The following is a 14,184-nucleotide window of genomic DNA, read 5'->3' as shown; positions in this document are numbered from 1 at the left end:
GCGGGAGAGGGAGTCTTCAGCACGCCGGAAACGCTAATGTCGGTCCCCGCGCGACGGCATCGGCCATCGGCCCGAGCCGGGTCCTAGGACCATGGGCCGACAAAGGCTGTGTTCGGTAAACACACAGGGAAAACGCAGAAACTCCACGCAATTGCTCACCTTTCCCTGTGACTTGAGTCACAAGGGGCATTAATTGTTGACCCTGTGTACCGAGTGGGCAGCGCGCTGTGATTCAGTGGCGGGGAAAAGTAGCGCCGAAGCAGACCCTTGATTCGCTGCGAGGTCTCGGGGGGAGGGCGAGCATGGAGACCGAGTCGGAACCCTACGTCCGTCTTGCGTCCCTGCGACAGCTGCACCAGGTCATGGCCGACATGAACACGGCCCGCAGCCTGGCGGACACACTGCAGACCGTCGCGGACGGCGTCATATCCGCTCTTGGCTACGAGATGGCGTGCGTCAACCTCGTGCGCCCCGACGGCGACCTCGTCGTCGCCGCCTTCTCCGGCAACCCGGCTGCCGAGGCCCTGATCACCGGCCGGGTCGGCTCCCGCGACTCCTGGGACCGGCGGCTCGGGATGGGTGAGAAGTGGGGCGACCTCGTCTTCATACCGCACACCGAGGGCTGGGTCCTCGACGACGACGACGTCCCGCAGTGGTACACCGACGGCCCCGCCCCCCGGTTCGAGGACGAGTGGCACCCGTCGGACCGGCTCTTCGCCCCGATGTACACGCCCGGCATATCGGGCAGCTCCTGCGGCGAACTGCTCGGCGTGATCTCCGTGGACCGCCCGCGCAACGGCCGCCACCCCGGCGCCTGGGGCCGCGAGGCCCTCCAGATGTACGCCTTCCAGGCCGCCATCGCGATCAGCAACGCGCGTCTGCGTGCGAACATGCAGCGGGCCCTGGTCCGGCTGGAGCGCGAGCAGCAGGCCCTGCGCGCCAGCGAGGAATCCTTCCGGCAGGCCTTCGAGTACGCCCCCTCGGGCATGGCGATAGCCGAGATGGGCGGCGACCAGCACGGCCGGATACTGCGCTCCAACGACGCCCTGTGCCGCCTCCTGGGCCGCCCCGCCTCCGCGATGCGCCGCTACTCCTTCTCCGACCTGGTCCACCCCGAGGACATCGGCACCCTGCTGCGCACCTCGGCCGAGGGCGGCCGCGCGGAACTGCGCCTGGGCCGCCGCGACGGCACGTACGTCTGGGTGTCCCTGCGCAACAGCGTGGTCGCCGACGCGGCCGACGGCCCCCGCTTCCTGCTCACCCACGTCGAGGACATAGAGGAACGCAAGCGCCGCGAGCTCCAGCTCGCCCACCGCGCCTCCCACGACGCCCTCACCGGCCTGCCGAACTCCGCCGAGCTGCGCTCCCGCCTCACCGCCCGGCTCTGCCGCCGCAGCGGGGAGCCGGAGTCCCTGGACGCGGCCTACGGCCACCCCGCCTACGACGTCAACGGCCACGGCTTCGACTTCGCCGGCGCGACGGGCAGCTCCTCGTCGTCGTACGACGGGTTCGACCACCACGTGCACACCGTCGCCCCCGACGAGAGCCGCGACGACGGCGCCAAGGGGCTCGCGGTGCTCTTCTGCGACCTCGACGGCTTCAAGTCGATCAATGACCGGTTCGGGCACAACGCGGGTGACGCGGTCCTCATCGAGGTCGCCCGGCGCCTCAGCAGGGGTGTCCGCGACGGCGACACCGTGGCCCGGCTCGGCGGCGACGAGTTCGTGATCCTCGCCGACGGACTCGGCCAGGCCGACGCCCAGGACCTCGCCGTACGCCTGCGCAACGAGATCATCCAGCCGATCCGCGCAGAGGGCCGGGCGGTCCGGGTGGGCGCCAGCTTCGGCATCGGCTGGGCGCACTGCGGCATGACGGCGGACGAAGTCCTGAAATCCGCGGACGAGCGGATGTACGTAGAGAAACGATCTCGTCCCAAAGCGCATCGGCGTGCCGGATGATGCGCAGGTCAGCTCGCTGATGCGGTCTGGGTCACCCGTTTGGCTCAGTGAGACCGGGTAGGCTCGACACTCAATACCTGTACCGCATCCGCCCGCACCTGTTGAGGAGTACCAAGGGATGACGCCCGGCGACAACGGCGCGAGCACGCCCGAGGACGACGACCCGTTCGGCTACCTCTACGCCGACGGCCAGGCCCGAGGGGCCCAGCCGCCGTCCGGCTCCGGTGGTTACGGCTACCCGAACGCCGTCAGCAGAGTGCGTCCGGTCGGCGAGCGCACGTACGGCGGGCAGCAGCAGGCGCCGCAGTACGGCGGCCAGACCATCCCGCAGCAGCCGGGGGCAGGGGGCTACGGCCAGCAGCCCACCGCGGCCTACCAGGCCCCGGAGACCTTCCCGGGCGGCGCCCCGGCCTCCCGCCAGGCCCCGCCCGCCCCGGCCCGCGGCCGCGGGCCGAACACCAAGGGCCTCCTCATCGGCGCGATCGCGGTCGTGGCCGCGGTGGTCATAGGCATCAGCGTCGCCATGCTCAACGGCAACGGTGACAAGGACAAGACCAACACCGGCGCCTCCACGACGCCGACCCAGAGCGAGAGCGCGTCCCCGAGCCCGTCCAGCTCCAGCTCGGTGTCGGCGTCCGGTGACATCGCGCCGGTCGACGCCAAGGCCTTCCGGCTGGACGGAGGCGCGAGCCTCGCCTCGGACGTCAAGGGGGCGAGGGCCGAAGGCGGCATCTACGTCACGAACCTCAACCAGACGGGCGCCGGCGTCACCTGGACGGTCAACGGCATTCCGTCGGACGGCCTGTACACCGTCTTCGCGCACTACAGCGCCGTACAGGACGGCAAGATGACGCTGTCCATCAACGGCAAGGCGTTCGGCAGCAAGTTCAGCCTGGACAACTACACGCACCAGAGCGACCCGACCAAGGCCTGGACGACGAGCTACGCCTGGCCGACGCTCACCAAGGGCACCAACACGATCTCCCTGTCCTGCCAGAGCGGCGACAGCTGCGACGTCCTGCTGGACCAGCTGTGGGTGCAGCAGGGCAAGCACACGAACAAGGGCTAAGGGGCCGTCGCCCCACCGGTCACCGTGACCTGGCCCAGTAGTTTCTCGTAGGTCCCGTGGTCGAACTCGCCCGCCGTCGGGGCGCGTACCGTCGCCGCTGACAAGGCCACCGCGCGGGTCAGGCGGGTCGGCCAGGGGAGTTGTTCCACCTGGGCCGACAGGAGGGCGGCGACCGTCGCGTCGCCCGCTCCCGTCGGGTTGCCGTGTTCTCGGGTGGGTGGGAGGGCGCGCCAGCAGCCCTCCGGGGTGAGCGCGAGAAGACCCTGGGGGCCCAGGGAGGCGACCACCGCGCGGGCGCCGCGGCGGCGGGCGTCCTGGGTGGCGCGGGACGGGTCGTGGGAGCCGGTGAGTTCGGCCAGTTCGTATGCGTTCGGCTTGACCAGGTCGGGCCGGGCCGCCACCCCGCGCCGCAGGGCTTCGCCGCTGGTGTCGAGGAGGACGGGGACGCCGGCGGACCGGGCGGTTCTTATCAGCGTGGCGTACGCCCCCACCGGCACCCCCGGTGGCAGGCTCCCGCACAGCGCCACCGCCGAGGCCCCGCGCAGCAGTTCCTCGTAGTGGTCGAGGAAGGCACCCCACTCGGCGGGCGCTATCTGCGGACCCGGCTCGTTCAACTGGGTCGTGTCGCCCGTCCGTTCGTCCACGACGGCGACCGTCCGGCGGGTCGCCCCGGCCACCGGCAGCAGCGCCTCCCGTACGCCCGCCGTCTCCGCGAGCCGCTCCCGTACCACCGCCCCGGTGGCCCCGCCCGCGAACCCGGTCACCGTCGTCTCGTGCCCGAGCGCGGCCAGCACCCGGGCCACGTTCACCCCCTTGCCGCCCGGCCGTTCGGTCACGGCGGCGACGCGGTGCGAGGTGTGCGGGCGCAGCGCGCCGACCCGGTAGGTGATGTCGAGAGCGGTGTTGAGCGTGACGGTGAGGATCACCGGCGACCTCCCTCGCAGACGCGGCCGTGGGGTTCGTTTCGGAGGCTCGATCATGCCAAAGGGACGGCGCCCGGCCTAGGCCGCCGTCCCTCAAACCACGGTCATGGTCAGGGCAGTTCGGGTGCGACCACCCACTCGCCCTTCCTCATCACGCCCTTCAGCGTGAACTCGTCGTCCAGGACCAGGAGATCCGCGTCCTTGCCGGGCTCCAGGGAGCCGACGCGGTCGTAGAGGCCGAGCAGGCGGGCCGGGTTGGCGGACAGCGCGGCGACGGCGTGCTCGACGGGGAGGCGGTCGACGGTCACCGCCCGCCGGAGCGCGCGGTCCAGAGTCAGGGTCGAGCCCGCGATCGCACCGCCCTCCACCAGCCGCGCCACCCCGTCCGTGACCTCGACCTCCAGCGGGCCCAGCAGATAGCGGCCGTCACCGGCGCCCGCCGCGTCCATGGCGTCCGTGATGAACGCGACCCGGTCCGGCCCCGCGTGGTGGAACGCCAGCTGGAGGGAGGCGGGGTGCAGATGGGTACCGTCGTTGATCAGCTCGACCGTCACCCGCTCGTCCTCCAGGAGCGCGGCGATCGGCCCGGGGGTCCGGTGGCCCAGCTGCGGCATCGCGTTGAAGAGGTGGGTGGCGACGGTGGCGCCCGCGTCGATCGCCTCCACCGTCTGCTCGTACGTCGCGTCCGTGTGGCCGACGGCCGCGATCACGCCGTGCTCGGCGAGCAGTCGCACCGACTCGATGCCGCCGGGGAGTTCGGTGGCCAGCGTGACCATCCTCGCCTGCCCGCGCGCCGCGTCGACCAGCTTGCGGACCTCCGCCGGGTCCGGGTCGCGCAGCAGCCCCTCGGAGTGGGCGCCCTTGCGGCACGGGGAGATGAACGGGCCCTCGAAGTGGATGCCGGCGATGTCACCCTGCTCGGCGAGCTCGGAGAGGAGGGCGGCCTGGCGGGCGAGGACGTCCATGTCGTCGGTGACGGTGGAGGCGACCAGGGTGGTGGTGCCGTGCAGGCGGTGGGTGTGGACGCCGGTGAGGATCTGTTCGGCGGTGCCCGAGCTGAAGGAGGCTCCGCCGCCGCCGTGGTTGTGGATGTCGACGAAGCCGGGGATCAGGTAGTGGCCGGTGAGGTCGATGCGCTGGGCGTCCGCCGGGGGGTCGGCGGTGATCGTGGTGCCGTCGACGTTCACCTGGCCCTTTTCGACCAATCCGGTGGGGAGGACTGTCCGGGCGCCGGAGAGGATCAGGCGGTGCGTTCCCGGCTGCGGGTGCGTGGGGGTTGATCGCGCAGTTCCCCGCGCCCCTGAGGGGGCGCTGTCCTCACGCTCGTTGGCAGCCATCAGGGGGTTACCTCCGCAGTAGTCGTCGTAGTCAACAGGTTCTGGGCCAGCAGTCCCGCGCCCAGACAGCCGGCCGTGTCTCCCAGTTCGGCCGGGACGATCGCCGGGAGCTTCTGGAAGGTCACCCGGGTCTGTACCGCCTCCCGCAGCGGGGCGAAGAGCACGTCTCCCGCCTCCGCCAGGCCGCCGCCGATGATCAGGACGCGTGGGTCCAGCAGGGTCAGGGCCGTGACCAGGCCGTCGGCCAGCGCGTCCACCGCCTCCTCCCACACCCGTACGGCGTTCGGGTCGCCGGACGCGACGGCCTTCGCGCAGTCCGCCGCGTCCGCCTCCGGGTCGCCGCAGGCCTTCGCCCACGCCTCGCTCACCGCCGCCGCCGACGCGTACCGCTCCAGACAGCCGCGCTGCCCGCAGGGACAGGGGATGCCCCGCGGCCGTACGACCACGTGGCCGATCTCGCCCGCGAAGCCGTGCGCGCCCGGCTCCACCCGGCCGTCCAGGCCGAAGCCGCCCGCGATACCGGTGCCGAGCGCCACGAAGAAGAAGCGGTCCGCTCCCCGGCCCGCGCCGAGCCTGCCCTCGGCGAGGGCGCCGGTGCGCACGTCGTGGCCGAGGGCGACCGGGACGCCCAGGCGGTCGGAGAGGAGGGCGCGCAGCGGGACGTCGCGCCAGCCGAGGTTGGCCGCGTAGACCGCGGTCCCGGCGCGTTCGTCGACGATGCCCGGCACCGCCACGCCGGCCGCGGCCGCCGGCTCGCCGAGCCGCTGCTCGCCGTGGGCCCGCAGGTCGGCGGCGAAGTCGAGGATGGCGGCGACCACGGCGTCGGGGCCGCGGTCACGGCCGGTCGCCCGGCGGTCCTGGTGGAGCAGCTCGCCGTCCGGGCCGACCAGCGCGGCCTTCATTCCGGTGCCGCCCACGTCCAGGGCGATGACATGTCTCACGAGGACAGTGTGGCCCGCCGACCCGCAAGAGGTCTAGTCCACTCACGTGGTGTAGACCTTATGGGTCCACATGTTGAACGGCGAGACAGTTAGATCGAGGTAGTACAGGTGCGGCGGCGTAAGGCAGGAATGACCGCGGTGGTGTCCGCTCTGGGCATGACGGCGGTCCTCGGTGGCTGTGGGACGACCGGATCCTCGGACGTGACCCTCAGACTCGTCGCCGCGGACTACGGGGACTCCGCCGCCAACAGCTCCCAGAAGTACTGGGACAAGCTGGCCGCGGCGTACGAGGCCACGCACTCCGGCGTGAAGATCGACGTCACCGTCTACTCGTGGAACGACGTCGACCGCAAGGTCAAGGAGATGGTCGCCGCCGACAAGGCCCCCGACCTGGCGCAGATCGGCGCGTACGCCGACTACGCGGCGGCCGGCAAGCTGTACGAGGCCGGTGACCTGCTCTCCATCCCGGTGCAGGCCGACTTCCCGTCCCAGCTCGCCGAGGCGGGCCAGTGGAACCACGCGCAGTACGGCATCCCCTTCGCCGCGTCCACGCGCGTCCTCTTCTACAACAAGACCCTCTTCTCCCAAGCCGGCCTCACCCCGCCCACCACCTGGACGGAACTGGCGTCCGACGCCGAGGCGCTCAAGGCACACGGCGTGAAGTACCCGTACGCGCTGCCGCTCGGCCCCGAGGAGGCGCAGGCGGAGACCATGCAGTGGCTGCTCAGCGGGGGCAGCGGCTACACCGACGACACCGGCACGTACACGATCGACTCCTCGCAGAACATCGACACCCTCACCTGGCTCAAGGACGAGCTGGTCGGCAAGGGGCTGACCGGCCCGACCGCTCCCGGCAGGCTGAATCGCGCGACCGCGTTCGCCGCGTTCGCCGACGGCCAGGTCGGCATGCTCAACGGCCACCCCACCCTGATCAAGCAGGCCGAGAAGAAGGGCGTGAAGTTCGGCACGGTCGCCATGCCGGCCCGCGCCGGCCAGGCCACCCGCACCGCCTCCATGGGCGTCACCGACTGGATGGCGGCGTTCAAGCAGAACGGCCACGCCAAGCAGGTCGGCGACTTCCTGGACTACGTCTACAGCGAGAAGAACGTCCTCGACTTCTCCCGCGAGTACGGCCTGCTGCCCGTCACCACGTCCGCGTCCCAGACGATGACCGACTCCGGCCAGGCCCAGGACAAGCAGCTGCGCCCCTTCCTGGAGCAGCTGCCGACCTCCGAGCTGTACCCGGCGGGCAAGACGTCCTGGGCGGCCGTCAGCGCCGACATCAAGAAGCAGATCGGTACGGCGGTCGGCCCGTCCGGCAACCCGACCAGCGTGCTCACGCAGATCCAGGCCGAGGCGTCCCTCGCGGACAGCCGTACGGCGGCCGCGACCGGCTGAGCGCGTACGGTTCTCGGCATGGACCGGCAAGAACTGGGCGCACGCGAGCTGACGATCCTCGCCCTGGAACGCCGGGGCTTCCCGAGCCCCGGCGCGAAGGAACGGGCGATACGGGAGGAGCTGGATCTGGCGCCGGTGCGCTACTACCAGCTCCTCAACGCCCTGCTCGACGACGAGCGGGCCCTGGCCCACGACCCGGTGACGGTGAACCGGCTGCGCAGAGTGCGCGAGACGCGGCGCGGGGAGCGCTGACGGTCCTGGGGGATCTTCGGGACGCTTGAAACGAGGGCGCTCGGATACTGTCAGCCGTATGGGCAACCACAGCACGGACCCCCACGTCACGGAACCCCTCCCGACGCCCCGCACCGCCGCCGGTCGCGAAGGACTGGAGGCGCTGCTCGCGCGGCCCCGCACCGCCCTCGTCGGACTCGACTTCGACGGGACGCTGGCGCCGATCGTCGCCGACCCCGAGCAGGCGCGGGCCCACCCGGACGCCGCGGCGGCCCTGTCGGCCCTCGCGCCGAAGGTGGCCGCCGTCGCCGTCATCACCGGCCGCCCGGCCGAGGTCGCCGTCCGCAACGGCGGCCTCGCCGAGATCCCCGGCCTGGAGCACCTGGTCGTCCTCGGCCACTACGGCGCCGAACGCTGGGACGCGGCCACCGGCGAACTCACCGCCCCGCCCCCGCACCCCGGCATCGCGGCCGTCCGCGCCGAACTCCCCGCCCTCCTCGACCGCGTCGGCGCCGCGCGCGGCACCTGGATCGAGGACAAGGGGTTCGCGGTGGCCGTCCACACCCGCCGGGCCGACGACCCCCAGGCCACCTTCGAAGCCCTCCGCGCCCCCCTCACCGACCTGGCCACCCGGCACGCCCTGATCGTCGAACCGGGCCGCCTGGTCCTGGAACTGCGCCCCCCGGGCATGGACAAGGGGGTGGCGCTCCGCGAGTTCGCGAGGGAGATCGGCGCGGGCGCGGTCCTCTACGCGGGCGACGACCTGGGCGACATCCCGGCCTTCGCCGCGGTGGAGGAACTCCGCAAGGAGAACGTCCCGGGCCTCCTGGTGTGCAGCGGCAACGAGGAGGTGACCGACCTCGCCGACCGAGCGGACCTGGTGGTGAACGGCCCGGAGGGGGTCGTGCGGCTCCTGCAGACCCTGGCTGCCATGAGCGCCCTTTAGGGGCGCGGGGAACTGCGCGACAAGCCCCCACCGAACCCGCAGTTCCCCACGACGCTCACCCACCCCCGCCCAACGCCCCCAACTGCTCCAGGAACCAGGCCGCAGGAGGCAACGCGGTCGCCGCGGCGGCCAGCCGCTTGCACCGCTCCGCCCGCTCCGCCACCCCCATCGTCAACGCCTCCTGCAACGCGGCCGCGGTCCCCCCGATGTCGTAGGGATTCACCACCACCGCGTCCTCGCCCAGCTCCTCGTACGCCCCCGCCTCCCGCGAGAGCACCAGCGCGCAGCCCTCGTCCGACACCAGCGGGATCTCCTTCGCGACCAGGTTCATGCCGTCCCGGATGGGGTTCACCAGGGCCACGTCGGCCAGCCGGTACGCCGCCAGCGAGCGCGCGAAGTCGTCCTTGACGTGCAGCACCACCGGGGTCCAGCCCGCCGTCCCGTACGCCGAGTTGATCTCGTCCGCGACCCGCTGCACCTCGGCCGTGTAGTCCCGGTAGACGGGGAGGTCCTGCCGCGAGGGGTAGGCGAACGCGACGTGCACCACCCGCTCCCGCCACTCGGGACGGTCGTCGAGCAGCTGCCGGTAGGCGAGCAGCCCGCGCACGATGTTCTTCGACAACTCGGTCCGGTCGACCCGGACGATGGTCTTGCGGCCCTCCCCGATCTCCTCCCGGAGGGCCGCCATCCGCTCGTCCACGTCCCGCTCGTGCGCCCGCTTGCGCAGGAAGTCGGCGTCGGCGCCCAGGCCGTGCACCCCGATCCGGGTGTCCGACGAGGAGGGGATCCCCGGGCCCAGCACCGTGTGGCAGCAGGCCACGAACGCGTCCGCCCAGCGGCGGGTCAGGAACGCCGCGTGGTCGGCGCCGAGGATCCCGGTCAGCAGCTCCGCCGCGATGTCGTCGGGGAGCAGCCGGAAGTAGTCCGGCGGCGCCCACGGCGTGTGCGAGAAGTGGCCGATCCGCAGGTCGGGCCGCAGCTGCCGCAGCATCCGGGGCGCGAGCGCCAGGTGGTAGTCCTGGATCACCACCACCGCGCCGTCGCCGGCCTCCTCGGCCAGCGCCTCGGCGAACGCGCGGTTGTAGGCCCGGTACGACTCCCACTGGCGCCGGAACTCCGCGTCGAAGACCGGCTCCAGCGGGGTCTGGTAGAGCATGTGGTGGACGAACCACAGCACCGAGTTCGCGATGCCGTTGTAGGCGTCCGAGAACACGCCCGGGTCGATGTCGAGCATCCGGACCCGCTGGCCCCCGGTGTCCGCCTCCGGCAGCAGGCCGCCCCCGGCCCGCCGGACCGCCTCGCGGTCACCGTCGCTCAGCGCGGCGCACACCCACACCGCGTTCGCGTCCGGCCCGATCGCCGAGAGCCCCGAGACGAGCCCGCCGCCGCCCCGTTTGGCACGGAGCGCGCCGTCCCCGTCGTCCGGACGGAACTCGTACGAAACCGGGCCGCGGTTCGACGCGACCAGCACCTCTGCACTGCCGGTGGAAGCCATGGGGGAAGCCATACGCCTCAACCTAGCCCGGCTTGTAAACGCTCAAACGTACGGCCACGCCCGACGGGCGAACGTGTACCAGGTCAGGCCACCCGGCGGTCGGCGTACTCCGCGATCTCCACCATCGGCGGGCGTTCCTCCGTGTCCACGGAGTAGGTGCGGGGTTCGAAGCCGTCCTCGCCGCGTTCGAACTGGGTCAGGGACGGGCGGATCAGATGGCCGCGGGCCAGCCGCAGCTGGGCCGTGCGGTAGATCGCGGCGGACATCCGGCCGAGGGCCTGGCCGTCCTGGTGGCGGTGCTTGCGCACCCCGACGTCCACCTGGGCGAGCGCGTCCAGGCCGACCAGGTGCAGGGCGTCCACCAGCATGCCCAGCTCCACGCCGTAGCCGACCGGGAAGGGGAGCTGCTCCAGCAGGGTGCGGCGGGCCGCGTACTCGCCGCCGAGCGGCTGCACGAACCCGGCCAGCTGCGGCCAGTGCATGTTCAGCAGGGGGCGGGCCATCAGCTCGGTGACCCGGCCGCCCTGGCCCGCCGCGCCGGCGAGCGGGCGGTCGTACATCGCCTTGACCAGGTGCACGTCCGGGTCGGTCAGCAGCGGGCCGACGATGCCGGTGACGAAGTCGGAGGAGAAGTCCCTCAGGTCGGCGTCGACGAAGCAGACGACGTCCCCGCCGGTGACGAGCAGGGAGCGCCACAGGACCTCGCCCTTGCCGGGGACGGCGGGGATGCGGGGGAGGATCGTGTCACGGTGGACGACCCGGGCGCCCGCCGCCGCTGCCACCGCCGCGGTGCGGTCGGTGGAGCCCGAGTCGACGACGACGATCTCGTCGACGAGCGGCACCTGCCGCATCAGGTCGTGGCGGATGACCGCGACGATGTCACCGACCGTCTCCTCCTCGTTGAGCGCGGGCAGCACGACGGAGACGGACTGACCGGTGCGCTGCTTGGCGGCGAGTATCCGGTGCAGCGGACGGTCGGTCACGGACCAGGAGCGGGTGGCCAGCCAGCGTTCGGCTTCTTCCAGCACAGTCAGCGGCTCCTCACTGTCACGGTCACACTGCGGGGTGTGATCCATCTCGCGGTACGGACGACTATCTCAACTGTCCTGGCCTTCGGTTACAGTCTTGAACAACGCGCGTGACCATCGCATGTCCTGGCGTCACCGTGCGTTGACAACCGAATACAGCTCATCCAGAGGGGCAGAGGGAAACGGCCCGATGAAGCCCCGGCAACCCTCCAGTCGGTCTCGTGTTGCACAGCGAGGCTCCCGACTAGGGAAGGTGCCAAATCCGTCTCACGGCGAGATGCGTCGTGAGGAAGATGAGGAGAAAGGGCCTCGCCTCACATGGCTGCGCAGACTGTTGCAACCGCTTCCCCGAAGACCGTGGACCTCGGCCCCGCCGCCGCGCTGTCCTGCCGCGAGTGCGGCCACCGCGTGCCGCTCGGCCCGGTGTTCGCCTGCGAGGAGTGTTTCGGCCCGCTGGAGATCGCGTATGACTTCTCGGGCTACGACACCGAGGAGCTCCGCAAGCGGATCGAGGCGGGCCCCGCCAACATCTGGCGCTACGCGCCGCTGCTGCCCGTCCCCGCGGACGTGGCGACCAAGCCGAACATCAACCCGGGCTGGACCAAGCTCGTGCAGGCCGACAACCTGGCCAAGGAGCTCGGCGTCACCGGCGGGCTGTACGTGAAGGACGACTCGGGCAACCCCACGCACTCCTTCAAGGACCGCGTCGTCGCCCAGGCCGTCGAGGCCGCCCGCGCCTTCGGCTACACCACGCTCTCCTGCTCCTCCACCGGCAACCTGGCCGGCGCCGTCGGCGCCGCCGCGGCCCGGGCCGGCTTCCGCTCCTGCGTGTTCATCCCGCACGACCTGGAGCAGGGCAAGGTCGTCATGGCCGCGATCTACGGCGGCGAGCTCGTAGGCATCGAGGGCAACTACGACGACGTGAACCGGTTCTGCTCCGAGCTGATCGGCGACCCGGCCGGCGAGGGCTGGGGCTTCGTCAACGTCAACCTGCGGCCGTACTACGCCGAGGGCTCCAAGACGCTCGCGTACGAGATCTGCGAGCAGCTCGGCTGGCGGCTCCCGGACCAGCTGGTCGTCCCGATCGCCTCCGGCTCCCAGCTCACGAAGATCGACAAGGGGCTGCAGGAGCTGATCAAGCTCGGGCTCGTCGAGGACAAGCCGTACAAGATCTTCGGTGCGCAGGCGGAGGGCTGCTCGCCGGTGTCGACCGCGTACAAGGCGGGTCACGACGTGGTCCGGCCGCAGAAGCCGAACACCATCGCCAAGTCCCTCGCCATCGGCAACCCGGCCGACGGCCCGTACGTCCTCGACATCGCCCGGCGCACCGGCGGCGCGGTGGAGGACGTCGACGACGAGCAGGTCGTCGACGCCATCAAGCTGCTCGCGCGGACCGAGGGCATCTTCGCGGAGACCGCGGGCGGGGTGACGGTCGGGGTCACCAGGAAGCTCATCGAGAACGGGCTCATCGATCCGGCGAAGTCGATCGTCGTCCTCAACACGGGTGACGGACTGAAGACACTGGACGCGGTCGCGGGTACGGGACTCACCGCGACCATCCGCCCGAATCTCGAGTCTTTCCACGAGGCCGGGCTCGCCTGAGCCGACCGCACAGAACCAGGGCGTTGCCCGGACCGGAGGTCTAGACAGTGAGCGTCACCGTTCGCATCCCCACCATCCTGCGCACCTACACCGGCGGCCGGGCCGAGGTCGCCGCGGAAGGCGCCAACCTCGGCGAGGTCATCGCCGACCTGGAGAAGAACCACACCGGGATCGCCGCCCGTGTTCTCGACGACCAGGGCAAGCTGCGCCGGTTCGTCAATGTCTACGTCAATGACGACGACGTGCGATTCGAGCAGGGCCTGGAGACGGTCACGCCGGACGGCGCCGGCGTCTCCATCATCCCGGCCGTCGCCGGTGGCTGAGCCGCCGACCCGCCTGACGTGATGGCCGAATGACCGAACATTACCTTCGGTAACAAACGTCGCCGGTTGTGAATGGGATTGCCCCCTCCGCGAGAGAAGCGGAGGGGGCAATTCTGTGTGGTTGAGCGCGGTACAGTTGGGGAACACGGTCCCGATCACCGGGGCGCGGGCCCTGTTATTGGATACCTCGGGCCTGCCAAGAAGTAGCCAAAGTGTGCGGGTCATATGCGGCTTTCGTGGCTTTTATGGGGCCCGACTTGCCCTGAATTCGACCGAATTCTCGCTACATTCCGGACCCTTCCCGCCCAGAATTCTCGTCCGATTGACCTGTTGCAGACGGCAGTTGGACAGATACATTCAGCCGCGGTCGACGCGTTCCGGCGCACGCCCCCAACCAATGGGGGGTGAGGTCTGACCCGGATCCGCGAAGTGTGGATCTGTGCAAGGGCCAGTAATAGGGGAGTTAGGCATGGCTCAGGGCACCGTCAAATGGTTCAACGCGGAGAAGGGGTACGGCTTCATCGCGGTCGACGGTGGTGCGGACGTGTTCGTCCACTACAGCGCGATTCAGATGGACGGCTACCGCACCCTGGAAGAGGGCCAGCGGGTGGAGTTCGAGATCTCGCAGGGCCAGAAGGGCCCGCAGGCCGACATGGTTCGCGTCACCGCCTGAAACGGCACACACGAGGAAGGGCCCGCTCCCGTCAGGGGGGCGGGCCCTTCGCCGTGTCCCCGGAGGGCGCCGGTCCGGGTCTCCGGAGGGTGCCGCCCGGTGTTCGCGGGCGGCTGAGCGCGCCGCCCGATACCCGGGAGGCGCTTGCACTCGCCTAGGCCGAGTGCTAATCATTGCGTTAGCACTCTGAAGGTGAGAGTGACAAAGAAGGACCGGGTCGGTGAGGCCCGCGGACCGGGTGGGGCAAGGAACCCACGGGT

At 71.0% G+C, this 14,184-nt stretch carries 13 protein-coding genes and 1 riboswitch; of the genes, 8 read left to right on the top strand and 5 right to left on the bottom strand.

The genetic code is table 11. The annotated features are described in order from the left end of the window. The first annotated feature begins 302 nt into the window (after window positions 1–302). Together cdgB and AB0G52_RS10700 are read left to right on the top strand one after the other, a co-directional pair. The gene (cdgB, locus tag AB0G52_RS10705; RefSeq protein ID WP_361335713.1) at window positions 303–1,958 is read left to right on the top strand and encodes a diguanylate cyclase CdgB; all 1,656 of its coding nucleotides are present in this window, start codon (window positions 303–305) and stop codon (window positions 1,956–1,958) included. Window positions 1,959–2,076: 118 nt separating this feature from the next. Then, entirely contained in the window at window positions 2,077–3,027 is a 951-nt protein-coding gene (locus AB0G52_RS10700) for a carbohydrate-binding protein (RefSeq protein WP_132892012.1), read from the top strand. On the opposite strand, the gene AB0G52_RS10695 is transcribed toward AB0G52_RS10700, so the two are convergent. From AB0G52_RS10695 to AB0G52_RS10685, 3 genes are all read right to left on the bottom strand, one after another. Continuing rightward, window positions 3,024–3,953: a 1-phosphofructokinase family hexose kinase gene (locus tag AB0G52_RS10695; protein WP_361335710.1), complete on the bottom strand. Its 930-nt coding sequence runs from the start codon at window positions 3,951–3,953 to the stop codon at window positions 3,024–3,026. The two genes, AB0G52_RS10700 and AB0G52_RS10695, sit on opposite strands and share 4 nt — an antisense overlap. Before the next feature lie 107 nt (window positions 3,954–4,060). Next, a complete protein-coding gene (gene nagA, locus AB0G52_RS10690; RefSeq protein ID WP_361335817.1) occupies window positions 4,061–5,191 on the bottom strand; it encodes an N-acetylglucosamine-6-phosphate deacetylase in 1,131 nt (376 codons plus the stop codon). A 95-nt stretch (window positions 5,192–5,286) separates the two neighbouring features. Beyond that, the gene (locus tag AB0G52_RS10685) at window positions 5,287–6,228 is read right to left on the bottom strand and encodes an ROK family protein (RefSeq protein WP_132892010.1); all 942 of its coding nucleotides are present in this window, start codon (window positions 6,226–6,228) and stop codon (window positions 5,287–5,289) included. A 129-nt stretch (window positions 6,229–6,357) separates the two neighbouring features. On the opposite strand from AB0G52_RS10685, the gene AB0G52_RS10680 reads away from it, so the two are divergent. Genes AB0G52_RS10680 through otsB form a run of 3 tightly spaced genes read left to right on the top strand, consistent with a single transcriptional unit; the run spans window position 6,358 to window position 8,803 of the window. Then, window positions 6,358–7,626: an extracellular solute-binding protein gene (locus AB0G52_RS10680; RefSeq protein ID WP_207921872.1), complete on the top strand. Its 1,269-nt coding sequence runs from the start codon at window positions 6,358–6,360 to the stop codon at window positions 7,624–7,626. Between the two features lie 18 nt (window positions 7,627–7,644). Further along, a complete protein-coding gene (locus AB0G52_RS10675) occupies window positions 7,645–7,878 on the top strand; it encodes a DUF3263 domain-containing protein (protein WP_132892008.1) in 234 nt (77 codons plus the stop codon). Between the two features lie 58 nt (window positions 7,879–7,936). Next, window positions 7,937–8,803 (top strand): trehalose-phosphatase, encoded by an 867-nt coding sequence (gene otsB, locus AB0G52_RS10670; RefSeq protein ID WP_361335705.1) that lies wholly within the window; start codon window positions 7,937–7,939, stop codon window positions 8,801–8,803. A 55-nt stretch (window positions 8,804–8,858) separates the two neighbouring features. Here otsB and AB0G52_RS10665 read toward each other — a convergent pair whose 3' ends face one another. Together AB0G52_RS10665 and AB0G52_RS10660 are read right to left on the bottom strand one after the other, a co-directional pair. Continuing rightward, window positions 8,859–10,298 (bottom strand): trehalose-6-phosphate synthase, encoded by a 1,440-nt coding sequence (locus AB0G52_RS10665; RefSeq protein WP_132892139.1) that lies wholly within the window; start codon window positions 10,296–10,298, stop codon window positions 8,859–8,861. Window positions 10,299–10,381: 83 nt separating this feature from the next. After that, a complete protein-coding gene (locus AB0G52_RS10660; RefSeq protein ID WP_132892006.1) occupies window positions 10,382–11,326 on the bottom strand; it encodes a glucosyl-3-phosphoglycerate synthase in 945 nt (314 codons plus the stop codon). A gap of 157 nt (window positions 11,327–11,483) precedes the next feature. Further along, window positions 11,484–11,626, top strand: a riboswitch (SAM riboswitch). 18 nt (window positions 11,627–11,644) lie between these two features. Here AB0G52_RS10660 and thrC point away from each other — a divergent pair. The 3 genes from thrC (at window position 11,645) to AB0G52_RS10645 (ending at window position 13,924) form a co-directional block, all read left to right on the top strand. Beyond that, entirely contained in the window at window positions 11,645–12,928 is a 1,284-nt protein-coding gene (thrC, locus tag AB0G52_RS10655) for a threonine synthase (RefSeq protein WP_358974354.1), read from the top strand. Between the two features lie 47 nt (window positions 12,929–12,975). Further along, a complete protein-coding gene (locus AB0G52_RS10650; protein WP_132892004.1) occupies window positions 12,976–13,251 on the top strand; it encodes a MoaD/ThiS family protein in 276 nt (91 codons plus the stop codon). Window positions 13,252–13,720: 469 nt separating this feature from the next. Continuing rightward, the gene (locus AB0G52_RS10645) at window positions 13,721–13,924 is read left to right on the top strand and encodes a cold-shock protein (RefSeq protein WP_004986573.1); all 204 of its coding nucleotides are present in this window, start codon (window positions 13,721–13,723) and stop codon (window positions 13,922–13,924) included. Window positions 13,925–14,184: the final 260 nt, after the last annotated feature.

Source organism: Streptomyces sp. NPDC021562 (genome assembly GCF_040640875.1).
Lineage (GTDB): Bacteria > Actinomycetota > Actinomycetes > Streptomycetales > Streptomycetaceae > Streptomyces.
Note: the sequence above shows the minus strand (reverse complement) of the source record. Positions and strands in the feature narration are given on the sequence as shown.

Excerpts from the sequence above, each read along its gene's own strand:
- thrC (WP_358974354.1), top strand. The coding sequence starts at position 11,645 with ATGGCTGCGCAGACTGTTGCAACCGCTTCCCCGAAGACCGTGGACCTC.
- cdgB (WP_361335713.1), top strand. The coding sequence starts at position 303 with ATGGAGACCGAGTCGGAACCCTACGTCCGTCTTGCGTCCCTGCGACAG.
- AB0G52_RS10680 (WP_207921872.1), top strand. The coding sequence starts at position 6,358 with ATGACCGCGGTGGTGTCCGCTCTGGGCATGACGGCGGTCCTCGGTGGC.
- otsB (WP_361335705.1), top strand. The coding sequence starts at position 7,937 with ATGGGCAACCACAGCACGGACCCCCACGTCACGGAACCCCTCCCGACG.
- AB0G52_RS10665 (WP_132892139.1), bottom strand. The coding sequence starts at position 10,298 with ATGGCTTCCACCGGCAGTGCAGAGGTGCTGGTCGCGTCGAACCGCGGC.
- AB0G52_RS10700 (WP_132892012.1), top strand. The coding sequence starts at position 2,077 with ATGACGCCCGGCGACAACGGCGCGAGCACGCCCGAGGACGACGACCCG.
- AB0G52_RS10675 (WP_132892008.1), top strand. The coding sequence starts at position 7,645 with ATGGACCGGCAAGAACTGGGCGCACGCGAGCTGACGATCCTCGCCCTG.
- AB0G52_RS10645 (WP_004986573.1), top strand. The coding sequence starts at position 13,721 with ATGGCTCAGGGCACCGTCAAATGGTTCAACGCGGAGAAGGGGTACGGC.